Origin of the sequence: Pseudomonas sp. SMN5 (assembly GCF_052041925.1) — a bacterium.
Taxonomy (GTDB): domain Bacteria; phylum Pseudomonadota; class Gammaproteobacteria; order Pseudomonadales; family Pseudomonadaceae; genus Aquipseudomonas.
The window spans coordinates 1-24641 of sequence record NZ_JBKGGX010000039.1 but is presented as its reverse complement, the minus strand read 5'-3'; the positions used below and the strand labels follow the sequence as shown (position 1 = coordinate 24641).

Below are 24641 nucleotides of genomic sequence, written 5' to 3'. Positions count from 1 at the left end.
CCATGTCTATTGCACCTCAACGCCGCCCTCTGCTGCGCCTGCTGCTGGTCAGCCTCCTGGCCTGCCTGTTCACCACCCAGGCCAGTGCCGAAACCGCCAAGCGCCTGCGCATCGGCATCACCCTGCATCCGTATTACAGCTACGTGGCGAACATCGTCGGCGACAAGGCCGAGGTGGTGCCGCTGATCCCGGCCGGTTTCAACCCCCATGCCTACGAGCCCCGAGCCGAAGACATCAAACGCATCGGTGGGCTCGATGTGATCGTGCTCAACGGCGTGGGGCACGACGATTTTGCCGACCGCATGATCGCCGCCAGCGAAACCCCAAATGTAAAAGTCATCGAAGCCAACGAGAACGTCCCCTTGCTGGCCGCCACCGGCACCGCCGCTCGCGGCGCGGGCAAGGTGGTGAATCCGCACACGTTCCTGTCCATCAGTGCCTCCATCGCCCAGGTCAACAACATCGCTCGCGAGCTGGGCAAGCTCGACCCGGATAACGCCAAGGCCTACACCCAGAACGCCCGTGCCTACGGCAAGCGCCTGCGGCAGATGCGCGCCGCCGCCCTGGCGAAACTGACCCAGGCGCCCAATGCCGAGCTGCGGGTCGCCACGGTGCATGCCGCCTACGACTATCTGTTGCGCGAATTCGGCCTGGAGGTCACCGCCGTGGTGGAACCGGCCCACGGCATCGAACCGAGCCCCAGTCAGTTAAAGAAAACCATCGACCAACTGCGGGAGCTGGATGTGAAAGTGATCTTCTCGGAGATGGATTTTCCGTCCACCTACGTCGACACGATCCAGCGTGAGTCGGGGGTGAAGCTCTACCCGCTGTCACACATTTCCTACGGCGACTACAGCGCCGAAAAGTACGAAAAGGAAATGACCGGCAACCTCGACACCGTGGTCCGGGCGATCCAGGAGTCCGGCGCATGACCATCCAGCAAACCCTCACCCGGCAGGCCACCGGACCTTCGATCGAGTTTGCCGGCGTCAACCTGACCCTGGGCCGCACCACCATTCTCGACAACGTAACGTTCCAGGTGGAACCCGGTAGCGTCCACGCACTGGTGGGCCCCAACGGCGGTGGCAAGAGTTCGCTGATCAAGACCTTGCTCGGGCAGACGCCGCACCAGGGGCGATTGAGCCTGCAATGGCCGGGCGAGCCCGGTGTGGTCGGTTACGTGCCCCAGGCGCTGGAGTTCGACCGGGGCCTGCCCATGACCGTGGATGATTTCATGGGGGCGATGTGTCAGCGGCGGCCGGCGTTTCTTGGCCTTAGCAAGCAGTACGCGGGCGCCATCGGCGAGGCTTTGGAACGGGTCGGCATGCAGGACAAACGCAAGCGGCGCATGGGTGCTCTGTCGGGCGGTGAGCGCCAACGGGTGCTGCTGGCCCAAGGTTTGATTCCGTCCCCCCGATTGCTGGTGCTGGACGAACCGATGTCGGCGCTGGACGAGGCCGGCATCCAGGTGTTCGGGCGCCTGCTGCAGGACTGGCGCCACGCCGGAATCACCGTGCTGTGGATCGAACATGACCTGGAGGCCGTCGGACGCCTGGCGGATCGTGTCACCGGCCTGAACCGCCGGGTGCTGTTCGACGGCGCGCCGCGCCAGACGCTGACTCCGGAGCGCTTGCTGTCGTTGTTCTCTACCCATCCACGGACGAACGGGAGCGCAGCCTGATGAGCTATGAAACATTTCGCCTGATGATCCAGGGCTGGGCCTCGTCCGGTTATCTGCCCGAGGCGCTGGCCTACGGGTTCGTAGTCAACGCATTGCTGGCCGGACTGTTGATCGGCCCGGTACTGGGCGGCCTCGGCACGCTGGTGGTGGTCAAGCGGTTTGCGTTTTTTTCCGAGGCGGTGGGGCATGCGGCGCTGACCGGCGTGGCCATCGGCATCCTGCTGGGCGAACCCTATACCGGGCCGTACGGCAGCCTGTTCGGCTACTGCCTGCTGTTCGGCATCCTGCTCAATTACCTGCGCAACCGCACTGGCCTGGCACCGGACACGCTGATTGGTGTGTTTCTTTCGGTGTCCCTGGCTTTGGGCGCCAGCCTTTTGCTGATCCTGGCGGGCAAGATCAATGTGCACATCCTGGAAAACGTGCTGTTTGGCTCGGTGCTGACGGTCAACGGCGACGACCTGCTGGTGCTGGCGGTGGTCGGTTCGCTGGTGATGGCCCTGGCGTTGCCGCTGTACAACCGCATCATGCTCGCCAGCTTCAATCCGCAACTGGCGGCAGTGCGCGGGGTGGCGGTGAAAACCCTGGACTATCTGTTCGTGGTCCTGGTGACGTTGATCACCGTGGCGGCGGTGAAAGTCATCGGCGCAATCCTGGTGGGTGCGCTGCTGGTGATTCCGGCTGCGGCGGCGCGCCTGCTCAGCCAGTCATTGAAAGGTTTTTTCTGGTGTTCGGTGTTGATCGCCACCGTGAGCACTTTGTGCGGAATTCTCGCGCCGATCGTGTTCGACCTGCCGATCCCGTCCGGTGCCGCAATCATTCTGGTGGCCGGTATCGCCTTTGCCCTCGCGGCCATCGCACGCGGGGTCGTACCCAGTCTCAAAGGGAATCTTGGATAAATGGTTTTTTCATTGCGACAACTGGCTTCGGTCGTGGCCCTGTGCGGCGTGCTGAGTAGCCCTTCGTTCGCCACCGATGGCAATCGCCCGGTGCGTCTACTGGCCTCGCTGCCGGTCACCTATGGCTTGAGTGAAATCCTGCTCAAGGACACCGACGTCAGCCTGGAACGGGCAGCACCGGCCAACCTGCCGGGCACCCGCCAGAGCGCTTATTTCAGCGGTCGCGGTGCGTCGGCCCTGGGCAAGCTGGCCGCCGAGGCCGACGCGGTGATTGGCCTGCGCTCGCTATGGCCGGATGATCCGCTGTACCCCATGGCCCGGCGCAGCAATATCCGCATTGTCGAAGTGGATGCCGCACGCCCGGTGGACGGCGCCCTGCCCGGCATCGCCCTGCAACCGGGCATGGCCGACGGCCTGGCGAGCCAGCCGTGGATGGCCAGCCATAACCTGGGGCGGATGGCGGATGTAATTGCGGCCGACCTGGTGCGCCTGGCCCCGTCCGCCAAGCCCAAGGTCGACGCCAACCTGGCGGCGCTCAAGCAACGCCTGCTCAAACTCAGCGCCGACAGCGAAAAGCAACTCGCCACTGCCGACAACTTGAGCGTGGTCAGCCTGAGCGAACACTTCGGCTACCTGATCAGCGGGCTCAACCTGGACGGCATCAGCACCGACGCCCGTCCCGACGCCGAGTGGACACCCGAAGCCCTCCAACAACTGACCGCCACATTAAAGGAACACGACGTCGCGCTGGTGCTGCACCATCGCCAACCTTCGGACGCACTGAAAGCCGCAATCACCGAAAGCGGCAGCCGGTTGCTGGTACTGAGCACCGATGCAGCCGATCCGGTGGCGGAATTGGAGAGCAATGTGAAACAGATCGTCACCGCACTGACCGCCGCCTGAAACACACCCTCCTGTGGGAGCGAGCCTGCTCGCGATGAGGCCAGTACATTCAGCCTCATCGCCAACCGACACACCGCCATCGCGAGCAGGCTCGCTCCCACAGGTTTTGATTGTGGATGTTCAGGCGCTCAGTTCAGGACATCCCCAGGCACTCGCACAAACCCTTCCATCAACACCCGTGCGCTGCGGCTCATGATGGCTTTGTTCACGGTCCATTCGCCGTTGACCTGGCTGGCCTCGGCGCCGACGCGCAGGGTGCCGGACGGGTGGCCGAAGCGGACGGCGTTGCGCTCGGTGCCGCCAGCGGCCAGGTTCACCAGGGTGCCGGAAATCGCCGCCGCCGTACCGATGGCCACCGCGGCCGTGCCCATCATGGCGTGGTGCAGCTTGCCCATGGACAGCGCCCGCACCAGCAGGTCGACATCGCTCGCGGCTACCGCTTTGCCGCTGGACGAAACATAGTCCGTCGGCGGTGCGACAAACGCCACTTTCGGCGTGTGCTGGCGCTGGGCGGCTTCGTCCAGGTGTTTGATCAAGCCCATGCGCAAGGCACCGTGGGCGCGGACGGTTTCGAACATTGCCAGCGCCTTGGGATCGCCGTTGATGGCGCCCTGCAACTCGGTGCCGGTGTAACCGATGTCCCTGGCATTGATGAAAATGGTCGGGATCCCGGCGTTGATCAGCGTCGCCTTCAGTGTGCCGACGCCGGGCACGTCCAGGTCGTCCACCAGATTGCCCGTGGGGAACATCGAACCGCCACCGCCCTCCTCGTCAGCCGCCGGATCCAGAAACTCCAGCTGCACTTCAGCCGCCGGAAAGGTCACGCCATCGAGCTCGAAATCGCCGGTTTCCTGCACCGCCCCATCGGTGATCGGCACATGGGCGATGATGGTCTTGCCGATGTTGGCCTGCCAGATCCGCACCACGGCCACGCCGTTCTGCGGAATGCGACTGGCATCGACCAAGCCGCTGCTGATGGCGAACGAACCCACTGCCGCCGACAGGTTGCCGCAGTTGCCGCTCCAGTCCAGGAACGGCTTGTCGATGGACACCTGGCCGAACAGGTAGTCGACATCGTGGTCGGCCCGGGTGCTCTTGGACAGGATCACGGTCTTGCTGGTGCTGGACGTCGCGCCGCCCATGCCGTCGATCTGCTTCTCGTACGGATCGGGACTGCCGATCACCCGAAGCAGCAAGGCATCGCGCGCCGGACCGGGCACGCGAGCCGCTTCGGGCAGGTCCTGCAGGCTGAAGAACACGCCTTTGCTGGTGCCGCCACGCATATAAGTGGCGGGAATCTTGATTTGAGGCGAGTGAGCCATGGTGCTCTTGCTCCTTTGACGCAAAAGCAGGCGACCGAAGGATTCATGCATCCCTGGCCGCCTGACGGATTTAGACGGCAACCGCCGATTCGAGGAAGTCCTGGGCAAAGCGCTGCAACACACCACCCGCTTCGTAGATCGACACCTCTTCGGCGGTATCGAGGCGGCAGGTCACCGGCACTTCGACGCGCTCGCCGTTTTTGCGAGTGATGACCAAGGTCAGCGTCGCACGCGGCGTACGCTCGCCGATCACGTCATAGACCTCACTGCCGTCGATGCCCAGGGTCTTGCGATTGGTGCCGGGCAGGAATTCCAGCGGCAACACGCCCATGCCCACCAGGTTGGTGCGGTGAATACGCTCGAAACCTTCGGCGGCAATCGCTTCGACACCGGCCAGGCGCACGCCCTTGGCCGCCCAGTCGCGGGACGAACCCTGGCCATAGTCGGCACCGGCAATAATGATCAACGGCTGCTTGCGCTCCATGTAGGTTTCGATGGCTTCCCACATACGCATCACCTTGCCTTCCGGCTCGACCCGCGCCAGCGAACCCTGCTTGACCTTGCCGTTTTCCTGGACCATTTCGTTGAACAGTTTCGGGTTGGCGAAAGTGGCACGCTGAGCGGTCAGGTGATCGCCCCGGTGCGTGGCGTAGGAGTTGAAGTCCTCTTCCGGCAGGCCCATTTTCGCCAGGTATTCGCCGGCGGCGCTGTCGAGCATGATGGCGTTGGAAGGCGACAGGTGATCGGTGGTGATGTTGTCCGGCAGCACCGCCAGCGGACGCATGCCCTTGAGCGGGCGCGCACCGGCCAATGCGCCTTCCCAATACGGCGGGCGACGGATGTAGGTGCTTTGTGGGCGCCAGTCGTACAGCGGTGTGACTTTCGGTCCGGTGTCTTCCTGAATGGCGAACATCGGGATGTACACCTGGCGGAACTGCTCCGGTTTCACCGAAGCCTTGACCACGGCTTCAATTTCTTCGTCGCTCGGCCAGATGTCCTTGAGGCGGATTTCCCGACCGTCCACCACGCCCAACACATCTTTCTCGATGTCGAAGCGGATGGTCCCGGCGATGGCGTAGGCCACGACCAATGGCGGCGAGGCCAAAAATGCCTGCTTGGCGTACGGATGGATACGCCCGTCGAAGTTGCGGTTACCCGACAGCACGGCGGTGGCGTACAGGTCGCGGTCGATGATTTCCTGCTGGATCACCGGGTCCAGCGCGCCTGACATGCCGTTGCAGGTGGTGCAGGCAAACGCCACCACGCCAAAGCCCAGTTTCTCCAGCTCCGGCGTCAAGCCGGCTTCGTCCAGGTACAGCGCCACGGTTTTGGAACCCGGCGCCAGCGACGACTTGACCCACGGCTTGCGGGCCAGGCCCAGGCGATTGGCGTTTCGCGCCAAGAGGCCTGCGGCGATCACGTTGCGCGGGTTGCTGGTATTGGTGCAACTGGTAATGGCGGCGATGATCACGGCGCCGTCGGGCATTTGCCCCGGCACCTCGTCCCACTGACCGGAGATCCCCTTGGCGGCCAGATCCGAAACTGCAACGCGGGCGTGCGGGTTGCTCGGGCCCGCCATGTTGCGCACCACCGAGGACAGATCGAACGTCAGGCCACGCTCATATTGGGCGCCTTGCAGACTGTCAGCCCACAGGCCCACCTGCCTGGCGTAGGTTTCCACCAACTGCACCTGGGCGTCTTCACGGCCGGTGAGCTTCAGGTAGTCGATGGTCTGCTGGTCGATATGGAACATCGCTGCGGTGGCGCCGTATTCCGGGGCCATGTTGGAGATGGTCGCGCGGTCGCCCAGGGTCAGGGCGCGGGCGCCTTCGCCGAAGAACTCCAGCCAGGCACCGACGACTTTTTGCTTGCGCAGGAACTCGGTCAGCGCCAGCACCATGTCGGTGGCGGTGATGCCCGGTTGCAGCTTGCCGGTCAGTTCGACGCCGATGATTTCCGGCAGGCGCATCCACGAGGCGCGGCCGAGCATGACGCTTTCGGCTTCCAGGCCGCCAACGCCGATGGCGATCACGCCCAGAGCATCGACATGGGGGGTGTGACTGTCGGTGCCGACGCAGGTGTCGGGAAATGCCACGCCATCGCGCTGCTGGATCACCGGCGACATTTTTTCCAGGTTGATCTGGTGCATGATCCCGTTGCCCGGCGGAATCACGTCGACATTCTTGAAGGCCTTCTTGGTCCAGTTGATGAAGTGGAAACGGTCCTCGTTGCGCCGGTCTTCGATGGCGCGGTTCTTGGCAAACGCCTGAGGATCGAAACCGCCGCTTTCCACCGCCAACGAGTGATCGACGATCAGTTGGGTCGGCACCACCGGATTGACCTGAGCCGGGTCGCCGCCCTGCTGGGCTATGGCGTCACGCAGGCCGGCCAGGTCCACCAGTGCGGTCTGGCCGAGGATGTCATGGCAGACCACCCGGGCCGGGAACCACGGGAAGTCCAGGTCGCGCTTGCGCTCGATCAGTTGCAGCAGCGATTCGTTCAGCGTGGCCGGGTCGCAGCGACGCACCAGGTTCTCCGCCAGCACGCGGGAAGTGTACGGCAGGCCGTCATAGGCGCCAGGGCGGATGGCCTCCACGGCCCCGCGAACGTCGAAATAATCCAGCGAAGTGCCGGGCAGCGGTTTGCGAAATTCTGTGTTCATCGTCAGGACTCGGGTCACGGTGGTTTCAGAAGGGTTGGCGCAGCTACCGAAGTGAACTCGGTCCACTGTGGGAGCGGGCTTGCTCGCGAAGGCGGTGTATCAATCGGCATCAATGTTGGATGTCAGTTCGCATTCGCGAGCAAGCCCGCTCCCACAAGGGGTTTTAGATTTCTTCAGTTGCAGCGTCAGCGCCCTCCAGCTCAGCGTTGTTCGATTGCCACGAACTTGCGCTGTTCGACGCCGGTGTATTCGGCGCTCGGGCGAATGATGCGGTTGTTGGCGCGTTGTTCGAACACGTGGGCGGCCCAGCCGGTCAGGCGCGAGCAGACGAAGATCGGCGTGAACAGCTTGGTCGGGATACCCATGAAGTGGTACGCCGAGGCATGGTAGAAGTCGGCGTTGGGGAACAGCTTCTTCTGTTCCCACATGGTCTTGTCGATGGCTTCGGAGACCGGGAACAGCACCGTGTCGCCGACTTCAGCGGCGAGCTTCTTCGACCAACCCTTGATCACCTCGTTGCGCGGGTCGTTGTCCTTATAGATCGCGTGGCCGAAGCCCATGATCTTGTCCTTGCGCTCAAGCATGCCCAAGGTGCCCTTGATCGCCGCTTCCGGCGAGTCGAAGCGCTCGATCATTTCCATCGCCGCTTCGTTGGCGCCGCCGTGCAGCGGACCACGCAGCGAACCGATGGCGGCGGTGATGCAGGAAAACAGGTCCGACAGGGTCGAGGCACAGACCCGTGCGGTGAAGGTTGAGGCGTTGAATTCGTGCTCGGCGTAGAGGATCAGCGACACGTTCATCACCTTGACGTGCAACTCGCTCGGCTTCTTGCCGTGCAACAGGTGCAGAAAATGACCACCAATGGACGGCTCGTCGGTGACGCATTCGATTCGCTGGCCTTCGTGGCTGAAACGGTACCAGTAGCACATGATTGCCGGAAACGCGGCGAGCAGGCGGTCGGTCTTGTCATGCTGCTGGGTGAAATCCTGCTCCGGCTCCAGGTTACCCAGGAACGAGCAGCCGGTGCGCATCACATCCATCGGGTGGGCGTCGGCGGGAATGCGCTCCAGCACTTCTTTGAGCGCCTGGGGCAGGTCGCGCAACTGGCGCAGTTTGCCGGTGTAGGCATCCAGCTGCGCCTGGGTCGGCAGCTCGCCGTACAGCAGCAGGTAGGCCACTTCTTCAAATTGTGCTTGCGCCGCCAGGTCGCGGACGTCATAGCCGCGATAGGTCAGGCCGGCACCGGACTGGCCCACGGTGGACAATGCGGTTTGCCCGGCCACCTGGCCACGGAGCCCGGCGCCACTGAGTACTTTTGCTTCGGCCATTTGCTGTCTCCAGTTCTTGAATTTGTAGGGAATCGGCAAGTTATAGAGGGTTGCGCCTTACTTCTTCGCGGCGAACAGCGCGTCGAGCTTCTGCTCGAAGGTGTGGTAGTCGATGCGATCGTAAAGCTCCATGCGTGTCTGCATGGTGTCGATGACGTTCTGTTGCGTGCCGTCGCGGCGGATCGCGGTGTAGACGTTCTCGGCCGCCTTGTTCATGGCACGGAACGCCGACAGTGGGTACAGCACCAGGGATACATCGGCGCCGGCGAGCTGCTCGGTGGTATACAACGGTGTGGCGCCGAACTCGGTGATATTGGCGAGGATCGGCGCTTTCACGCGGCTGGCGAACAGCTTGTACATCTCAAGCTCGGTAATGGCTTCGGGGAAAATCATGTCGGCCCCGGCTTCGATGCACGCGGCGGCGCGGTCCAGGGCCGAGTCCAGCCCTTCCACGGCCAAGGCATCGGTGCGCGCCATGATCACGAAGCTGTCGTCGGTGCGGGCATCGACGGCGGCCTTGATGCGGTCGACCATTTCCTGCTGCGACACGATTTCCTTGTTCGGGCGATGGCCGCAACGCTTGGCGCCGACCTGATCCTCGATGTGAATCGCCGCCGCGCCGAACTTGATCATCGACTTGACGGTGCGGGCCACGTTGAACGCCGAAGAGCCGAAACCGGTGTCCACGTCCACCAGCAATGGCAAGTCGCAGACGTCGGTGATCCGCCGCACGTCGGTCAGCACGTCGTCCAGGCCGGTGATGCCCAGGTCCGGCACGCCGAGGGAACCAGCGGCGACGCCGCCGCCCGACAGGTAGATCGCCTTGAAACCGGCGCGCTTGGCCAACAGTGCGTGGTTGGCGTTGATCGTGCCCACCACTTGCAGCGGATGCTCATTGGCGACCGCATCGCGGAATCGCTGGCCTGGCGTGCTGTTGCTGGAACTCATGACTCACCTCGTTCAGTGGTGGCGCTGTCCTGGTAATGACGCGCGATATTGCGTTTGGAGGCGCCGATGTGCCGGCGCATCAGTAACTCAGCCAGCTCACCGTCACGGTCGGCAATGGCATCGAGAATCCGGTGGTGCTCGGCAAAGGCCTGACGCGGACGGTTGGGCGTGGTGGAAAACTGGATGCGGTACATGCGCACCAATTGATACAGCTCGCCGCAGAGCATCTGGGTCAGGGTGCGATTGCCGCTGCCCTGGATGATCCGGTAATGGAAGTCGAAATCGCCTTCCTGCTGGTAATAGCCGACTCCGGCCTGGAACGCCGCATCGCGCTCGTGAGTTTCCAGAACCCGGCGCAACTCGTCGATTTCTTCGAGCGTCATGCGCTCGGCCGCCAAGCGACAGGCCATGCCTTCGAGGGACTCGCGGATCTCGTAGAGCTCCAGCAGCTCGGCGTGGTTGAGCGACACTACTCGGGCACCGACGTGGGGCACGCGCACCAGCAGGCGCTGACCCTCCAGGCGATGGATCGCCTCGCGCAACGGCCCGCGGCTGATGCCGTAGGTACGGGCCAGCTCGGGCTCGGAAATCTTGCTGCCGGGGGCGATTTCACCTTTGACGATGGCCGCCTGGATCCGCCGGAAGACGTTCTCGGAGAGTGTCTCCGAGTCATCTTGAGCCGCCACCGGCGAATCGAGCTGATCGAGCATATTGTCGACACCTTTAAAATCAATGAAGCAAAAACTAACCAATGGCAGGGTAAACGTCAAAGCAAAAATCTAAATTGTCGACAATCGTCTAATAATGGGTAGCATGCCCAGGCGACGCCGGGATGACTCGTAGCCTCCGGCCAGCGGTGGCGTCAGAAAACCACCGTGCTAGAATGCCGCCGCTGTTTACTGCTCTTCTATTTATAGAGAAGGCTACCGAAGGAGCTTGTGCAGTAATGCCAGGGCCTGAACCGATAAACGGAACGCCGTGCACCAGGATCTATGACACTCAAGCCCTTATCTGCCGTTCTTTATTTCATGTGCCTGCCCGGCCTCGCCGCGGCGGGTGAAAAAACCGTGTACGGCCTCAACGAATACGCGACCTTGCAGGGCATCGACCTGGAGGTTGCCGCCAAGCTCGATACCGGCGCCAAGACCGCTTCGCTCAGCGCCCGCGACATCAAGCGCTTCAAGCGCAACGGTGAATCCTGGGTGCGTTTCTTCCTGGCCATCGACGCCGCCCACTCGCACCCTATCGAACGTCCGCTGGCCCGGGTCAGCAAGATCAAGCGCCGCGCCGGTGACTACGACCCGGAAGAAGGCAAGAAGTACACGGCCAGGCCGGTCATCGAACTGGATATCTGCATGGGTTCGGCCCTGCGCAGCATTGAAGTGAACCTGACCGACCGTAGCGCCTTCCAATACCCGTTGCTGATCGGTTCCGAGGCGCTCAAGCGCTTCGATGCGCTGGTCGACCCCAGTCTTAAATACGCTGCCGGCAAACCCGCCTGCGCCAATGCCGCTCAAACCGCAGAGTAATTCCAATGCGCTCCCTGACCCTCCATTTGAAAGTGCTGATCGCCATCCTGGTGGTGCTGGGCCTGTCGGTAACGGCCTATCAGATTTTCGTGCTCGGCATCCCGGTGACCGAAGACGCCACCGATGACCTGTGGAACATCGACGCCAAGGTCGAGTTCGTGCCCAACGCCAAGGATCCGGTGAAGATCCAGATGTTCGTCCCGCCGCTGAGCCGCGACTATGTCAGCCTCAACGAGAGCTTCATCTCCAACAACTACGGTGTGGCGGTGAACCGGGTCGATGGCAACCGCAAGGTGACGTGGTCGGCACGCCGGGCCAAGGGCAACCAGACGCTGTATTACCGCCTGGTGCTGACCAAGCGCTACAGCGCCGAGAAAACCAAGGTCAAGGGCCCGACATTCCGCGACAGCATCGCTGTAGAAGGCCCGGAGAAGCTCGCCGCCGAGGCGCTGCTCGCGCCGATCCGCCAGCACTCGGCTGACGTGGAAACCTTCATCAGCGAAGCCATCAAGCGTGTCAACAATCTCAATGACGACAACGTCAAGCTGCTGCTGGCCGGTGATCCGTCGTCGAGCAACAAAGCCCGGATCGTCGAACTGGTGCTGTCCATCGCCCACGTGCCGGTGGAGAAAGTCCACACCATCCGCCTGGTCGCCGACCAACCGCAGACACCCGAACTGTGGCTGCGCAGCTTCAACGGCACCGACTGGCTGTATTTCAACCCGGACACCGGCGAACAAGGCCTGCCCACCGACCGCCTGCTGTGGTGGACCGGCGATGAAAACCTGATCACCGTCGATGGCGGCAAGAAAGCCACCGTCACCTTCAGCATGAACAACAGTGAAATGAACGCCATTCGCCTGGCCAAGCTGACCGACGAGAACACCGACGCCAACTTCCTCGAATACTCGCTCTACGGCCTGCCACTGCAAACCCAGCAGACGTTCATGATCATGGTGATGATCCCGATTGGCGTGCTGGTGATCCTGGTGCTGCGCAACCTGATCGGTTTGCAGACCCTGGGTACGTTTACGCCGGTGCTGATCGCCCTGGCCTTTCGCGAAACCCAGTTGGGCTTCGGGATTATCCTGTTCACGGTGATCACCACCCTGGGCCTGTCGCTGCGCTCGTACCTGGAGCACCTCAAGTTGCAGATGCTGCCACGGCTGTCGGTGGTGCTGACATTCGTAGTGGTGCTGATCGCGGCCATCAGCCTGTTCAGCCATAAGCTGGGCCTGGAGCGCGGCCTGTCGGTGGCGCTGTTCCCGATGGTGATCCTGACGATGACCATCGAGCGCCTGTCCATCACCTGGGAAGAACGTGGCGCCGGCCATGCCATGAAAGTCGCCATCGGCACGCTGTTCGCCGCCTCCCTGGCGCACCTGATCATGAGCGTGCCGGAGCTGGTGTACTTCGTCTTCACCTTCCCGGCGATCCTGCTGATCCTGGTGGGCTTCATGTTGGCCATGGGTCGCTATCGCGGCTACCGCCTGACCGAGCTGGTACGGTTCAAGGCCTTTCTGAAGGCTGACTCGTAATGTTCGGCTTCTGGAAGACCTGGAAGGCCCTGGAGGCCCGGGGCATCATGGGCATCAACCGGCGTAACGCCGACTACGTGCTCAAGTACAACAAGCGCAGCCTGTACCCGATCGTCGACGACAAGATCATCACCAAGGAGCGGGCCATCGAGGCCGGCATCCATGTGCCGGAGCTGTACGGGATCATCTCCACCGAAAAAGAAATCGAAAAACTCGATTCGATCATCGGCGGACGCACCGACTTCGTGATCAAACCGGCCCAGGGCGCGGGCGGCGACGGCATCATCGTGATTGCCGACCGCTTCGAGGGCCGCTATCGCACGGTGTCGGGCAAGATCATCAGTCACGAAGAGATCGAGCACCACATCTCCAGCATCCTCACCGGCCTGTATTCCTTGGGCGGCCACCGCGACCGGGCGCTGATCGAATACCGCGTGGTGCCGGACCAGATCTTCAAGAGCATCAGCTATGAAGGCGTGCCGGATATCCGCATCATCGTCCTGATGGGCTATCCGGTGATGGCGATGCTGCGGTTGCCGACCCGCCAGTCCGGCGGCAAGGCCAACCTGCACCAGGGTGCCATCGGCGTGGGCGTCGACCTCGCCACCGGCCTGACCCTGCGCGGCACCTGGCTGAACAACATCATCACCAAGCACCCCGACACCACCAACGCCGTGGACGGCGTGCAACTGCCCTACTGGGACGGCTTCATGAAACTGGCCGCCGGCTGCTATGAGCTGTGCGGGCTGGGCTACATCGGCGTCGACATGGTGCTGGACCAGGAAAAAGGCCCGTTGATCCTGGAGCTGAACGCCCGCCCGGGACTGAACATCCAGATCGCCAACGACTGCGGCCTGACCCTGCGCACCCACGCCGTGGAAGCCCGCCTCGAAGACCTCAAGACTCGGGGCGTAGTGGAAACCGTGGAAGAACGCGTGGCGTTTGCCCAGGGGTTGTTCGGGCATATTCCGCCGGTTGAAGGGTGACTTCTTTAACCTGCTCTAGTGGCTGATACACAATCTGTGGCGAGGGGATTTATCCCCTCGCCACAATGTTCGTCCACACTGCTATTTCTGTCGCCAGACGTACCCATCTCCGACATCCCTCTAGGAGCAAATCCTACAGGAGATTACAATCGCTGCCCCGCCTGAACGGCTGACCCGCCTCGCCCATGCCAACCTGTTCCGTACATCCGCTGCCCTACCGCGCCAACCCCGCCGAGTACTTCGCGGCGATCCGTCATGCCCCCGGCAGCGTGCTGCTCGACAGCGGCCGGCCGAGCGCCGAGCGCGGGCGTTATGACCTGCTAAGCGCCTGGCCCCTGGCGCAACTGGCGGTGTTGCCGGACGAACGCGGTGCCGACTTCCTGCAACGCTTGCGCAGCCACCTGACACAGCTGGGCCCTGCGGAACTGCCCGCTTCGGTGCAATTGCCCTTCGCCGGCGGCCTGATCGGCTACCTGAGCTACGACTTCGGTCGACACCTGGAAGCCCTGCCGACCCACGCCACCGACGATCTGCACCTGCCCGATGCCCGTTTCGGCGTGTACGACTGGGCCCTGGTCAGCGATCACCAGGAAGCCACCAGCCAGTTGGTGTTCCACCCCCATTGCGCCAAGCGCGAACGCCAGAGACTGATCGAGCTGTTCAATCAGCCGCAGACGCCGCCGCTCAACGACTTCAGCCTGGAACGACCGATGGCGCCCGACCTCAGCGCCGAGGCCTATCGACTGGCCTTCGAACGCATCCAGGCGTATATCCGGGCCGGCGATTGTTATCAGGTCAACTTTGCCCAGCGCTTCCGCGCACCGTGCCGGGGCGATGCCTGGGCCGCCTACCAGGCACTGCGCACAGCCTGCCCAACGCCGTTTTCCGGGTTCCAGAGCCTGGCTGATGGCGGTGCGGTGCTGAGCCTGTCGCCGGAACGCTTCGTCAAGGTCAGCCACGGTCATGTGGAAACCCGACCGATCAAAGGCACCCGCCCCCGCGGCACTACGCCCGTCGAAGACGCCGCCCACGCGACCGAGCTGCTGGCCAGCTCCAAGGACCGAGCGGAAAACCTGATGATCGTCGACCTGTTGCGCAACGATCTGGGCCGCACCTGCCGTATCGGCTCGGTGCGTGTGCCGGAACTGTTCAGCCTGGAAAGCTATCCGAACGTCCACCACCTGGTCAGCAGCGTGACCGGCGAACTGGCCGAGGACAAAGATGCCCTGGACCTGATCGCCGGCAGCTTCCCCGGCGGCTCGATCACCGGCGCCCCGAAAATCCGCGCGATGCAGATCATCGACGAACTCGAACCGACCCGACGCGGACTGTATTGCGGATCGCTGCTGTACCTGGACGTGCGTGGCGAGATGGACAGCTCCATCGCCATCCGCAGTCTGCTGGTCAAGGATGGGCAGGTGTGTTGCTGGGGCGGCGGCGGGATTGTCGCGGATTCGGACTGGCAGGCGGAGTACCAGGAATCGATCACCAAGGTGAAGGTGCTGCTGGACACATTGCAGAGCTTGTAACCGGCCCTTTGTGGGAGCGAGCCTGCTCGCGATAGCGGTTTGTCAGCAAAATCCATCGTGACTGAACCACCGCTATCGCGAGCGGGCTCGCTCCCACAGAGGATGTGGTTTACAGGCTCAACATCCGCTTCGACGCCCTGATGAATTCCTGCTTCAACTCGGCAAAGCTGTGCACCGCCGGGAATTGCGGGAATTCGCGGATCACGTTCTCCGGCGCATGGAACAGAATTCCGGCATCGGCCTCGCCGAGCATCGTGGTGTCGTTGTAGGAATCCCCCGCCGCAATCACCCGGTAATACAGACTCTTGAAGGCCAGGACTGACTGGCGTTTGGGATCTTTCTGACGCAGTTGGTAGCCAGTGACGCGCCCGCTGTCATCGGTAATCAGCCGATGGCAGAGCAACGTCGGGAAACCCAGCTGGCGCATCAGCGGTTGGGAAAATTCGTAGAAGGTGTCGGATAGAATCACCACCTGGAAGCGTTCGCGCAGCCAATCGACGAATTCGATGGCGCCTTCCAGGGGCTTGAGCGTGGCGATGACTTCCTGGATATCGGAGAGCTTGAGGCCGTGCTCATCGAGGATGCGCAGCCGCTGCTTCATCAGCACGTCATAGTCGGGAATGTCCCGAGTGGTCGCCCTGAGGGATTCAATCCCGGTTTTTTCGGCGAAGGCGATCCAGATCTCCGGGACCAGCACACCTTCCAGATCGAGACAGGCAATTTCCACAAGACACTCCCACTTATTCTGATGTTTATCGGTTGAGCGAATAAAAGCCCCGCCGACTCTAGCCATTCGTCCGAACCTGCGCAACGCACAGGAGCGCGCCAGCCCCGACAGCTTTTGTTACCATCAGCCCCATATAGAGCGCCCAGCGCCACCGACCTGTAGGAAACCGCCCTGATGAGCCCATCGTTTGACGTCGTGGAACTCGCCACGACCTATGCCAACAAGTCCCCCCAGGACATCCTCAAGCTGGCCTTCGCCGAATTCGGCGACGACCTGTGGCTGTCCTTCAGCGGCGCCGAAGACGTGGTGCTGGTGGACATGGCCTGGAAGCTGAACAAGAACGTCAAGGTGTTCAGCCTCGACACCGGTCGCCTGCATCCTGAAACCTACCGCTTCATCGATCAGGTGCGCGAGCACTACAAGATCGATATCGAACTGGTCTCCCCGGACCATACGAAGCTGGACCCGTTCGTGAAGGAAAAAGGCCTGTTCAGTTTTTACAGGGATGGCCACGGCGAGTGCTGTGGCATTCGCAAGATCGAGCCGCTGCGCCGCAAGCTCACCGACGTACGCGCCTGGGCCACCGGCCAGCGTCGCGACCAAAGCCCCGGCACCCGCAGCCAGGTGGCTGTACTGGAAATCGACACGGCGTTTTCTACCCCCGAGCGCACTCTGTACAAATTCAACCCGTTGTCGCAAATGACCAGCGAGGAAGTCTGGGGCTACATCCGCATGCTGGAGCTGCCCTATAACAGCCTGCACGAACGCGGCTTCATCAGCATTGGCTGCGAGCCCTGCACGCGCCCGGTGCTGCCGAACCAGCACGAACGTGAAGGTCGCTGGTGGTGGGAAGAAGCCACGCAGAAAGAATGCGGGCTGCATGCCGGGAACATCATTGCCAAATCCAAGACTGTCTAAGCGACCACCGCACCTGTACACAAAAATGTCACTATAAGTGTCATTTTTGTGTGCACTTACCTATTCATTGCCCCCTAAAGTTACATCGACCTTCCCACCCCGCCCGTCCCTTCTGCTCTCCTTGGCGTTCGGACAAAAAAATACCTGCTTAATCGGTCAGTTTTAATGCCCCGATTTTCAGTCACTTATCAGAAATTCATAACAAAACGAAATTATCGCGCAACTGGATAGATCCGTAAGTGGCATAAATCTGGCTTGAGTCGACAAGTGTTTTGTATACAACATTTATAAAACCTACACACACTTTAGATCCGCAAGCCTGAAGCGCCCTATCCCGTACAGGCTGCAGATGCCCCGTAACCAATGGTTGCTCGCCCCCCCACGACGAAGATTGCCGAGCCTGGCGCTCATGCACAGTCATCGCGGCGCCGAGAATCAGGAGCCTGCCGGAATGCGTACAAGTCTCTCCAATAACATTGCGCTGGATCTACCTCCCTCTCCTACTGCCCTCGAAGACAAAGGCGCGGTTTCCCTGGCCTTGAGCCCAAGGTTGCATAACAAGGACCTAGCGCCGACCAAGGTCGAAGGCCGCCGCTGGGGCCGCTACAGCATCTTTGCCCTGTGGACCAATGACGTACACAACATCGCCAACTACTCCTTTGCCATCGGCTTGTATGCGCTGGGCCTGGGCGGCTGGCAGATCTTGCTGTCGCTGGGCATCGGCGCCGCGCTGGTGTACGGCTTCATGAACCTGTCCGGCTACATGGGGCAGAAGACCGGCGTACCGTTTCCAGTGATCAGCCGGATCAGCTTCGGAATCCACGGGGCGCAGATTCCTGCATTGATCCGCGCGGTCATCGCGATTGCCTGGTTCGGCATCCAGACCTACCTGGCCTCGGTGGTGTTCCGGGTGCTGCTGGTGGCGATCCACCCTGGCTTCGCCGATTACGACCACAACTCGATCCTAGGCCTGTCGAGCCTGGGCTGGGTGTGTTTCGTGATGATCTGGTTCGTGCAACTGGTGATCCTGGCCTACGGCATGGAAACGGTGCGCCGTTATGAAGGGTTTGCCGGGCCGGTGATCCTGGTCACCGTCGCCGCTCTCGCCGGGTGGATGTACACCCAGGCCGGCGCCACCATCGCCTGGTCGATCCGCGAGCCGCTGACCGGGGGCGAGATGTGGCGCAACATTTTTGCCGGCGGCGCATTGTGGCTGGCGATCTATGGCACGTTGATCCTTAACTTTTGCGACTTTGCCCGCTCTTCGCCGTGCCGGCGGACCATCGTCGTGGGAAATTTCTGGGGCCTGCCGGTGAACATTCTGGTGTTTGCCGGGATTACCATCCTGCTCTGCGGCGCGCAGTTCCAGATCAACGGGCAAATCATCGAAAGCCCGACCCAAGTCATTGCCTCGATTCCCAACACCTTCTTTCTGGTGCTCGGCTGCCTGGCCTTCCTGATCGTCACTGTGGCGGTGAACATCATGGCCAACTTCGTCGCGCCGGCCTTCGTGCTCAGCAACCTGGCCCCCAAATACCTGAACTTCCGCCGCGCCGGGCTGATCAGCGCCGCCATCGCTGTGTTGATCCTGCCGTGGAACCTCTACAACAGCCCGCTGGTGATCGTGTACTTCCTGTCCGGCCTCGGCGCGCTGCTCGGGCCGCTGTACGGCGTGATCATGGTCGACTACTGGCTGCTGCGAAAAGGCCGCATCAACGTGCCGCAGTTGTATAGCGAAGACCCGAACGGTGCGTACTTTTATAGTAACGGGGTAAACCTGCGGGCGGTGGCGGCGTTCATTCCGGCGGCGCTGATCGCGATCATCCTCGCGCTGGTGCCCGGTTTCGACAGTGTTTCCCCGTTTTCCTGGCTGATCGGCGCGTCGATTGCAGGGCTGCTCTACCTGATCATCGCCAAGCGCCAGCCGTTCTACGAGGACGTCAGCGGTGAATCCATCGCTGTGGATAATGTCAGCCATTGATTGTTCAGGCGGCCCGCTGCGTTCGGGCCGCTTACCTTTTGTGAATCAAGGAAAATGCTCATGCGAATTCTCGTGGTCAACGTCAACACCACCGAATCCATCACCCAGGCCATCGCCCGGCAGGCCCAGGCGGTTGCGGCCCCTGGCACCGAGATCGTCGGGCTCACGCCGCATTTCGGTGCCGATTCCATCGAGGGCAATTTTGAAAGCTACCTGGCGGCCATCGCGGTGATGGACCGAGTGATGGCCTACGACCAGCCATTCGACGCAGTGATCCAGGCCGGTTACGGCGAGCACGGTCGCGAAGGTTTGCAGGAACTGCTGAACGTACCGGTGGTGGACATCACCGATGCCGGCGCCAGCACCGCGATGTTCCTCGGCCATGCGTATTCGGTGGTCACGACCCTGGATCGCACCGTACCGTTGATCGAGGACCGCCTCAAACTATCCGGCCTGTTCGACCGCTGCGCCTCGGTGCGGGCCAGTGGCCTGGCGGTGCTGGAACTTGAGCAGGATCCACAGCGAGCGGTTGAAGCGGTGGTGCAGCAGGCCGAGTTGGCGGTCAGCCAGGACAGAGCCGAGGTCATTTGCCTGGGCTGCGGCGGCATGGCCGGGCTCGATGAACAGATCCGCCAACGCACCGGAGTGCCGGTGGTGGATGGCGTGACTGCGGCGGTTACCATTGCCGAATCCCTGGTGCGATTGGGGTTGTCGACGTCGAAGGTGCGCACTTATGCAACGCCTCGGCCCAAGACCATCATTGGCTGGCCGGGGCGGTTTGGGCGGTGAGTTGTTCGCTCAAGACCGAGTTGCACTCATCGCGAGCAGGCTCGCTCCCACAAGGGATTGCAGTGACCGCAACATTACAGTCACCACAAAACAGGGTGGGAGCGAGCCTGCTCGCGATAGGCGCGACTCGGTCCGAAGCCAAGCTCAAACCGCACTGAACCGCTCCCCCCACCCCTGCTGCGCAAACCGCTCGATGATGAAATCCACAAACGCCCGGGTCTTGCCCGGCAGCAGCTTGTGCTCGGCGTAATAAATCGAGATGTTGCCGTCATCGACGTACCAGTCCGGCAGCACCCGAAGCAACGCGCCGGAGTCGAGGTAAGGCACGGCCACTGGCATGCTGACCAGACCAATGCCCAACCCTTGGGCCGCCGCCGCGCAATCGGCTTCCGAGTCGCTCATGGTCATGCGCGCCTTGAGCATGAGTGGACTGTGCTGGCGCGTGCGACTGGTCAATTGCCAGGAGCGAATCCGCCCGGTTTGCGGTGAGCGGATCAGGATGCCCTGGTGATGCGCCAGGTCTTCCGGCTCGATGATCGGCGCATGGTTTTGCAAGTAGTCCGGGGAGGCGACCAGGACCCGATGCGCCACCGCCAGCTTGCGCGCCACCACGCCCTGAGGCAGTTCGAAACCGCCTCCGATGGCCGCATCGAAACCTTGGCCGATCAGATCGACCTGGCGGTTATCGAAATGCCAATCCGGGCTGATCGCCGGGTAGCGCTGTAGGAAGTCACTCAGCAAAGGCACTACGTACAACCGGCCAAATGCCGTGCCCATGCTCACCTTCAGCGTGCCCGCAGGCTGCCCGCCGGCACTCGCCAGATTGGCGACCGCGTTCTGGATGGTGCTGAAGCTGCTGCCGACTTCGCGCAGAAACAGTTGCCCGGCTTCGGTCAGCGCCAGGCTGCGGGTGCTGCGTTGAAACAGCCGCACTCCCAGCCGCGCCTCGAGCTTGGCGACGCTCTTACCCACGGCTGCAGGCGTCAGGCTCAAGCGGCGTGCGGCCTCGGCAAAGCTGCCGACTTCGGCACTGCGAACAAAGCATTCGATACTGCTGAAGGTTTCCATAAGCGCCACTCTAAACTTTTGGTTTACACAGACTGTATCAGCTGACGTCTACTCAGCCGATCGACAATTGCTGATACTCGCCTCCATCAACCGCGGCATCCCGCCTCGGCAGTTTTGGAGAATCCCATGAGTACTCAAGCATTGAGCGGTAAGGTCGCCCTGATCCAGGGCGGTTCACGCGGTATCGGCGCCGCCATCGTCAAACGTCTGGCAGCCGAAGGCGCAGCAGTGGCCTTCACTTACGTCAGCTCGGCCGCCAAGTCGGAAGAACTGCAGAACACCATCACTGCGGCCGGTGGCAAGGCCCTGGCGATCAAGGCTGACAGCGCCGACGCTGACGCGATCCGCAATGCGGTGGAAGCCACGGTCGAAGCCTTCGGCCGGCTGGACATCCTGGTCAATAACGCCGGCGTGCTGGCAATGGCTCCGCTGAACGAATTCAAGCTCGAAGATTTCGACCAGACCCTGGCCATCAACGTGCGCAGCGTGTTCATCGCCACCCAGGCGGCTGCCCGGCACATGGCTGAAGGCGGTCGGGTCATCAACATCGGCAGCACCAACGCCGACCGCATGCCCTTCGCTGGCGGTGCCCCCTACGCCATGAGCAAGGCCGCACTGGTGGGCCTGACCAAAGGCCTGGCCCGTGACCTGGGCCCTCAGGGCATCACCGTCAATAACGTGCAGCCAGGCCCGGTAGACACCGACATGAACCCGGCCGACAGCGACTTCGCCTCCAGCCTGATGTCGTTGATGGCCGTCGGACGCTACGGCAAGGCGGATGAAATCGCCAGTTTCGTCGCCTACCTGGCAGGCCCGGAAGCCGGTTACATCACCGGTGCCAGCCTGACCATCGACGGTGGTTTCGGCGCTTGATCCATGCATAAAAAAACGCCGGTCATGGATCACCATGACCGGCGTTGTGTTGTGTCGCGCTTTTTTGTCAGGCCCATTCCAGCTCTGGCAGGCCGCATAGACCCGGCTGGAACATCTTCAACGAACGGATGATCGCGTCGGCGTGGGCGTATTTCTCATCGGCCATGGCCGGGTCCGGAATCGCGATGGCGGTCATGCCTGCCGCTTTCGCGGCCGTGACCCCGAACGGCGAATCTTCGAACACCAGGCAATCGCGAGGCGCAACGCCGAGACGACGTGCAGCAGTCAGGAAGATGTCCGGTGCCGGTTTGGCTGCGCCAACTTCCGGGTCGTCCGCCGTCACGATAAAGTCGAACAACGCGAACCAGTCGCGGTGTAGGGTGGTTTTCAGGGCGAACGATTGGCTCGACGAGCTGGTGCCCACCGCAATCGGAATGCCGCTGGCCTTCAAGTGCCGTACCAGTTCCTGAGCGCCGGGCATCGCCAGCGCACGGGGAAAACGCTCGCGCATCAGCGGCTCGCGGATCTCCAGGAACTGCTCCGGAGTGATCGGCAGTTCCAGCGCCTGGACCACGTAATTGGCCAGGTCTGCGGCACCGCGACCAATGATGTTTTGCTTCACGCTCCAATCGAAGGTGCGCCCGTAGCGCTCGGCGATGATGGAAGTCACCTCGGTGTAGATCCCCTCGGTGTCCAGCAGCAGCCCATCCATGTCGAAAATCACTGCTTTGATAGGGCCTAGCTCTTTGTGCGGTGGTTTCATCGCATCGGATCCGTCATCAACACCCCCATGCAGGGAAATCCCGCGCAGGATGTTTGCCTTAAAGGATTCAGCAGAATAACGACAGCGCCCTGAAACAGGCAATGAGAAATCCCGATGTCATGCAATCCGATGTGAAGAGGGAGCGTAGTCCCTCTTCGTAACATCGATCGGTCCGGTTATTTTATTGGCCCGAACTGCCAGAGCCTCCAGAACCGGAGCCACCGCCCGAGCCTCCGGCACCGCCGCTGTCGCTGGTGCCGGTCCCGCCGTTGGTGCTGCCCCCGGCAGGTGCACCACCCATCGTGCTGCCACCGCTGGTCGAACCCGTCCCCGTACCCGGGCTGGTGCTGCTGCCACTGGCGTCGCCTCCATTACCGCCGCCCACGGAGCCAGGGGGCAAGGCGTTACCGCCGACGTCCGAAGTACCTCCCGCGTCCATTTGTGTCGACGGCGGCATTCCGCCTTTATCCACAGGGGCATTGCCGCCTGAAGTCTGTGCGAAAGTAGCCACGGAACTGACCGAAAGAATCCCGGCGAGCGTCAGCGCTGTCACGTTGGATTTCATCATGGTGGATCTCCTTTTTCATGGTACCTACCTGACGTGTGGCAATCATGACGCGCTGATGGTGCCTGTGGATCGACAGGCGGCGCTGATGATCAGCTCGGTTTACCCGACGCGTCGTCACCGGCAATGTCCGGGTCATCCGGCGCGGCTTCGATATCGTCATCATCACTCGGGGCTTGCTCCGTTCCGGCCTCATCGTCGGGCGCCAACTGGTCTCGGCTCAGCGGGTTGGTGGGCGATGGCAATGGATATTCCGGGGTTTCATCATCATTGGGGACAGGCGAATCGGCAGTCATTACAACCTCCTGAGTGGGAATTCCCGACCTCATTCGTAGGACTCATCCTCAAGCTCGGCGTCTTCATCGTCGATCAGAGGTACCTGCGCATCGTCCATCAGCGAACCGGGATCTTCATTACCTGGGTCATTGACGAACGGAACACCCGTCGGGCCTTTTTCTTCCTTGCCTTCGGTTTCAGGCGTCATGACACACCTCGTGATTGTGGTGGATGTATGAATTCGAGGCGGGAGAACGGTGAACGTTCCGAAGAAATGTCTTGGAACGCATAGGCCTGGGAACCGCCAACACACTAACGGTGATCTCGGTCCTGAGCGGAAAAACAAAAAAACCGGCACCAGGCCTAATGCTGCTTACTTGAGATTTATCACTGGTCGTGGCGAGCGAGCTTGCTCCCGCTGGGCTGCACAGCAGCCCCAAAAGCGCGGGACCGATGCGCGCTCCAGCGCGAGCAAGCTCCCTCGCCACGGGGCGGCGACATCATTAAGTGAACAGCATTGGGCACCAGGCCGGATCTATTCAGGCAAGCATCCGCTTAACGATGCTTGCGCTTATGCTTGTGCTTCTTGCCACCTGAATGCCTGTCATCGTCATCCGACAGATTGCTACCCAACGCACCACCGGCCGCGCCGCCGATGCCCGCACCGATGGTAGAACCGGTCGAGCCACCCAGGCGGTTTCCGACAATTGAACCGCCGGCCGAACCCAGACCACCGCCGATGGCCGCTTCAGTACGGCTGCCCTTGCGAGCCCCTACCGCGCTGCCGGCCGCGCCGCCGACACCCGCGCCAATCGCTGCGCCGGTGCTGCCGCCTAGCTGCTGGCCGACCACATTCCCCAACACACCGCCCAGGCCACCGCCAACCGCAGCAGTCCCGTCACCGGCAGCCATTGCGCCTTGTGCGACCAGCAACCCAAGGACAAGAGTGGACAACGTCAAACGCATGATAAAAACCTCAAGAATGCCGCATCGGAAAGACGGCCGCTGCGCGCGGGCGCGAGTTTACGCCAAACGGCCAGGCCATGCCGATTGGACAGCGGATACGGGAATTATTTTATGACAGGCAAAAAAAAGCCCGCTGGGGAAACGGGCAGGTACTGCTTTCTAACGGATGAGTTCAGACTACGTGGCCGCTTGTGAAAGAAACGTGAAAGAAACCGGTCGTTGAAAAAAGATGAAAAATATTTTCGCTGAGGCCATTTCTTCCGAGAAAAAACGCGCGAAAAAAGCCCCGCTCGGTGACGCAATGCTGTTCACTCAAGGTTTATCACTTGTCGTGGGGGGGGGGGGGGGGGGGGGGGGGGGGGGGGGGGGGGGGGGGGGGGGGGGGGGGGG

General features: G+C 62.0%; 24 protein-coding genes. 12 read left to right on the top strand and 12 right to left on the bottom strand.

The features are described 5' to 3' along the window. Positions 1–2 precede the first annotated feature (2 nt). From ACLEJR_RS25715 to ACLEJR_RS25700, 4 genes are read left to right on the top strand one after another with little or no spacing between them, the layout of a single operon-like run. Complete coding sequence (locus tag ACLEJR_RS25715) at positions 3–932, top strand: metal ABC transporter solute-binding protein, Zn/Mn family (protein WP_440817435.1); 930 nt, start codon at positions 3–5, stop codon at positions 930–932. After that, entirely contained in the window at positions 929–1681 is a 753-nt protein-coding gene (locus ACLEJR_RS25710) for a metal ABC transporter ATP-binding protein (protein ID WP_440817433.1), read from the top strand. The genes ACLEJR_RS25715 and ACLEJR_RS25710 overlap by 4 nt, the downstream gene beginning before the upstream one ends. Next, a complete protein-coding gene (locus ACLEJR_RS25705; protein ID WP_440793994.1) occupies positions 1681–2580 on the top strand; it encodes a metal ABC transporter permease in 900 nt (299 codons plus the stop codon). Before ACLEJR_RS25710 ends, ACLEJR_RS25705 begins: the two co-directional genes overlap by 1 nt. Beyond that, positions 2581–3483 carry a metal ABC transporter solute-binding protein, Zn/Mn family gene (locus ACLEJR_RS25700; RefSeq protein ID WP_440817430.1) on the top strand — a complete coding sequence of 301 codons (903 nt, stop codon included), beginning with the start codon at positions 2581–2583 and terminating at the stop codon, positions 3481–3483. A 128-nt stretch (positions 3484–3611) separates the two neighbouring features. On the opposite strand, the gene prpF is transcribed toward ACLEJR_RS25700, so the two are convergent. The 5 genes from prpF to ACLEJR_RS25675 form a co-directional block, all read right to left on the bottom strand. Further along, complete coding sequence (gene prpF, locus ACLEJR_RS25695; RefSeq protein WP_440817427.1) at positions 3612–4805, bottom strand: 2-methylaconitate cis-trans isomerase PrpF; 1194 nt, start codon at positions 4803–4805, stop codon at positions 3612–3614. Between the two features lie 70 nt (positions 4806–4875). Continuing rightward, positions 4876–7467 (bottom strand): Fe/S-dependent 2-methylisocitrate dehydratase AcnD, encoded by a 2592-nt coding sequence (gene acnD / locus ACLEJR_RS25690; protein WP_440817424.1) that lies wholly within the window; start codon positions 7465–7467, stop codon positions 4876–4878. Positions 7468–7667: 200 nt separating this feature from the next. Next, the gene (gene prpC, locus ACLEJR_RS25685) at positions 7668–8795 is read right to left on the bottom strand and encodes a bifunctional 2-methylcitrate synthase/citrate synthase (RefSeq protein ID WP_440817421.1); all 1128 of its coding nucleotides are present in this window, start codon (positions 8793–8795) and stop codon (positions 7668–7670) included. A gap of 57 nt (positions 8796–8852) precedes the next feature. Continuing rightward, on the bottom strand, positions 8853–9743 hold the full coding sequence (gene prpB, locus ACLEJR_RS25680; RefSeq protein ID WP_232777519.1) for a methylisocitrate lyase: 891 nt from the start codon (positions 9741–9743) through the stop codon (positions 8853–8855). Continuing rightward, positions 9740–10453, bottom strand: a complete 714-nt coding sequence (locus ACLEJR_RS25675; RefSeq protein ID WP_440817418.1) for a GntR family transcriptional regulator — start codon at positions 10451–10453, stop codon at positions 9740–9742. Before ACLEJR_RS25675 ends, prpB begins: the two co-directional genes overlap by 4 nt. 282 nt (positions 10454–10735) lie before the next feature. Here ACLEJR_RS25675 and rloA point away from each other — a divergent pair, with 282 nt between their 5' ends. The 4 genes from rloA to pabB all read left to right on the top strand — a co-directional run bounded on the left by rloA (position 10736) and on the right by pabB (position 15325). Beyond that, positions 10736–11272, top strand: a complete 537-nt coding sequence (gene rloA / locus ACLEJR_RS25670) for a retropepsin-like aspartic peptidase RloA (RefSeq protein ID WP_440817416.1) — start codon at positions 10736–10738, stop codon at positions 11270–11272. Positions 11273–11277: 5 nt separating this feature from the next. Further along, a complete protein-coding gene (gene rloB / locus ACLEJR_RS25665) occupies positions 11278–12810 on the top strand; it encodes an osmotic stress tolerance membrane protein RloB (protein WP_440794010.1) in 1533 nt (510 codons plus the stop codon). Continuing rightward, positions 12810–13796, top strand: coding sequence for an alpha-L-glutamate ligase-like protein (locus ACLEJR_RS25660; RefSeq protein WP_440817414.1), 987 nt, complete (start codon positions 12810–12812; stop codon positions 13794–13796). The genes rloB and ACLEJR_RS25660 overlap by 1 nt, the downstream gene beginning before the upstream one ends. Positions 13797–13981: 185 nt before the next feature. Continuing rightward, positions 13982–15325, top strand: a complete 1344-nt coding sequence (gene pabB / locus ACLEJR_RS25655; RefSeq protein ID WP_440817412.1) for an aminodeoxychorismate synthase component I — start codon at positions 13982–13984, stop codon at positions 15323–15325. A 109-nt stretch (positions 15326–15434) separates the two neighbouring features. On the opposite strand, the gene thrH is transcribed toward pabB, so the two are convergent. Further along, complete coding sequence (gene thrH / locus ACLEJR_RS25650; RefSeq protein WP_440794016.1) at positions 15435–16052, bottom strand: bifunctional phosphoserine phosphatase/homoserine phosphotransferase ThrH; 618 nt, start codon at positions 16050–16052, stop codon at positions 15435–15437. A gap of 174 nt (positions 16053–16226) precedes the next feature. On the opposite strand from thrH, the gene ACLEJR_RS25645 reads away from it, so the two are divergent. The 3 genes from ACLEJR_RS25645 to ACLEJR_RS25635 all read left to right on the top strand — a co-directional run bounded on the left by ACLEJR_RS25645 (position 16227) and on the right by ACLEJR_RS25635 (position 19740). Then, positions 16227–16970, top strand: a complete 744-nt coding sequence (locus ACLEJR_RS25645; RefSeq protein WP_440794018.1) for a phosphoadenylyl-sulfate reductase — start codon at positions 16227–16229, stop codon at positions 16968–16970. 451 nt (positions 16971–17421) lie between these two features. Next, a complete protein-coding gene (locus ACLEJR_RS25640) occupies positions 17422–18951 on the top strand; it encodes an NCS1 family nucleobase:cation symporter-1 (RefSeq protein WP_440817409.1) in 1530 nt (509 codons plus the stop codon). Between the two features lie 60 nt (positions 18952–19011). Further along, the gene (locus ACLEJR_RS25635) at positions 19012–19740 is read left to right on the top strand and encodes an aspartate/glutamate racemase family protein (protein WP_440817408.1); all 729 of its coding nucleotides are present in this window, start codon (positions 19012–19014) and stop codon (positions 19738–19740) included. 144 nt (positions 19741–19884) lie between these two features. Here ACLEJR_RS25635 and ACLEJR_RS25630 read toward each other — a convergent pair whose 3' ends face one another. Continuing rightward, the gene (locus tag ACLEJR_RS25630) at positions 19885–20808 is read right to left on the bottom strand and encodes a LysR family transcriptional regulator (protein ID WP_440817405.1); all 924 of its coding nucleotides are present in this window, start codon (positions 20806–20808) and stop codon (positions 19885–19887) included. 126 nt (positions 20809–20934) lie between these two features. Between ACLEJR_RS25630 and ACLEJR_RS25625 the strand changes: the two genes are divergently transcribed. Continuing rightward, positions 20935–21681: a 3-oxoacyl-ACP reductase family protein gene (locus ACLEJR_RS25625; RefSeq protein ID WP_440794025.1), complete on the top strand. Its 747-nt coding sequence runs from the start codon at positions 20935–20937 to the stop codon at positions 21679–21681. A 67-nt stretch (positions 21682–21748) separates the two neighbouring features. Here ACLEJR_RS25625 and ACLEJR_RS25620 read toward each other — a convergent pair whose 3' ends face one another. The 5 genes from ACLEJR_RS25620 to ACLEJR_RS25600 form a co-directional block, all read right to left on the bottom strand. Then, the gene (locus ACLEJR_RS25620) at positions 21749–22444 is read right to left on the bottom strand and encodes an HAD-IA family hydrolase (protein WP_440794027.1); all 696 of its coding nucleotides are present in this window, start codon (positions 22442–22444) and stop codon (positions 21749–21751) included. A gap of 181 nt (positions 22445–22625) precedes the next feature. Next, positions 22626–23012 carry a hypothetical protein gene (locus ACLEJR_RS25615; RefSeq protein ID WP_440794029.1) on the bottom strand — a complete coding sequence of 129 codons (387 nt, stop codon included), beginning with the start codon at positions 23010–23012 and terminating at the stop codon, positions 22626–22628. 89 nt (positions 23013–23101) lie between these two features. Next, positions 23102–23305, bottom strand: a complete 204-nt coding sequence (locus ACLEJR_RS25610; RefSeq protein WP_440817403.1) for a hypothetical protein — start codon at positions 23303–23305, stop codon at positions 23102–23104. Positions 23306–23334: 29 nt separating this feature from the next. Continuing rightward, a complete protein-coding gene (locus ACLEJR_RS25605) occupies positions 23335–23493 on the bottom strand; it encodes a hypothetical protein (RefSeq protein ID WP_440794032.1) in 159 nt (52 codons plus the stop codon). A gap of 347 nt (positions 23494–23840) precedes the next feature. After that, positions 23841–24251 (bottom strand): glycine zipper domain-containing protein, encoded by a 411-nt coding sequence (locus tag ACLEJR_RS25600; RefSeq protein WP_440817400.1) that lies wholly within the window; start codon positions 24249–24251, stop codon positions 23841–23843. Positions 24252–24641: the final 390 nt, after the last annotated feature.

What these genes read in the sequence shown, in the direction of transcription:
- ACLEJR_RS25715 (WP_440817435.1), top strand. Translation starts at nt 3, where the DNA reads ATGTCTATTGCACCTCAACGCCGCCCTCTGCTGCGCCTGCTGCTGGTC.
- ACLEJR_RS25710 (WP_440817433.1), top strand. Translation starts at nt 929, where the DNA reads ATGACCATCCAGCAAACCCTCACCCGGCAGGCCACCGGACCTTCGATC.
- ACLEJR_RS25705 (WP_440793994.1), top strand. Translation starts at nt 1,681, where the DNA reads ATGAGCTATGAAACATTTCGCCTGATGATCCAGGGCTGGGCCTCGTCC.
- ACLEJR_RS25700 (WP_440817430.1), top strand. Translation starts at nt 2,581, where the DNA reads ATGGTTTTTTCATTGCGACAACTGGCTTCGGTCGTGGCCCTGTGCGGC.
- prpF (WP_440817427.1), bottom strand. Translation starts at nt 4,805, where the DNA reads ATGGCTCACTCGCCTCAAATCAAGATTCCCGCCACTTATATGCGTGGC.
- acnD (WP_440817424.1), bottom strand. Translation starts at nt 7,467, where the DNA reads ATGAACACAGAATTTCGCAAACCGCTGCCCGGCACTTCGCTGGATTAT.
- prpC (WP_440817421.1), bottom strand. Translation starts at nt 8,795, where the DNA reads ATGGCCGAAGCAAAAGTACTCAGTGGCGCCGGGCTCCGTGGCCAGGTG.
- prpB (WP_232777519.1), bottom strand. Translation starts at nt 9,743, where the DNA reads ATGAGTTCCAGCAACAGCACGCCAGGCCAGCGATTCCGCGATGCGGTC.
- ACLEJR_RS25675 (WP_440817418.1), bottom strand. Translation starts at nt 10,453, where the DNA reads ATGCTCGATCAGCTCGATTCGCCGGTGGCGGCTCAAGATGACTCGGAG.
- rloA (WP_440817416.1), top strand. Translation starts at nt 10,736, where the DNA reads ATGACACTCAAGCCCTTATCTGCCGTTCTTTATTTCATGTGCCTGCCC.
- rloB (WP_440794010.1), top strand. Translation starts at nt 11,278, where the DNA reads ATGCGCTCCCTGACCCTCCATTTGAAAGTGCTGATCGCCATCCTGGTG.
- ACLEJR_RS25660 (WP_440817414.1), top strand. Translation starts at nt 12,810, where the DNA reads ATGTTCGGCTTCTGGAAGACCTGGAAGGCCCTGGAGGCCCGGGGCATC.
- pabB (WP_440817412.1), top strand. Translation starts at nt 13,982, where the DNA reads ATGCCAACCTGTTCCGTACATCCGCTGCCCTACCGCGCCAACCCCGCC.
- ACLEJR_RS25645 (WP_440794018.1), top strand. Translation starts at nt 16,227, where the DNA reads ATGAGCCCATCGTTTGACGTCGTGGAACTCGCCACGACCTATGCCAAC.
- ACLEJR_RS25640 (WP_440817409.1), top strand. Translation starts at nt 17,422, where the DNA reads ATGCGTACAAGTCTCTCCAATAACATTGCGCTGGATCTACCTCCCTCT.
- ACLEJR_RS25635 (WP_440817408.1), top strand. Translation starts at nt 19,012, where the DNA reads ATGCGAATTCTCGTGGTCAACGTCAACACCACCGAATCCATCACCCAG.
- ACLEJR_RS25630 (WP_440817405.1), bottom strand. Translation starts at nt 20,808, where the DNA reads ATGGAAACCTTCAGCAGTATCGAATGCTTTGTTCGCAGTGCCGAAGTC.
- ACLEJR_RS25625 (WP_440794025.1), top strand. Translation starts at nt 20,935, where the DNA reads ATGAGTACTCAAGCATTGAGCGGTAAGGTCGCCCTGATCCAGGGCGGT.
- ACLEJR_RS25620 (WP_440794027.1), bottom strand. Translation starts at nt 22,444, where the DNA reads ATGAAACCACCGCACAAAGAGCTAGGCCCTATCAAAGCAGTGATTTTC.
- ACLEJR_RS25615 (WP_440794029.1), bottom strand. Translation starts at nt 23,012, where the DNA reads ATGATGAAATCCAACGTGACAGCGCTGACGCTCGCCGGGATTCTTTCG.
- ACLEJR_RS25610 (WP_440817403.1), bottom strand. Translation starts at nt 23,305, where the DNA reads ATGACTGCCGATTCGCCTGTCCCCAATGATGATGAAACCCCGGAATAT.
- ACLEJR_RS25605 (WP_440794032.1), bottom strand. Translation starts at nt 23,493, where the DNA reads ATGACGCCTGAAACCGAAGGCAAGGAAGAAAAAGGCCCGACGGGTGTT.
- ACLEJR_RS25600 (WP_440817400.1), bottom strand. Translation starts at nt 24,251, where the DNA reads ATGCGTTTGACGTTGTCCACTCTTGTCCTTGGGTTGCTGGTCGCACAA.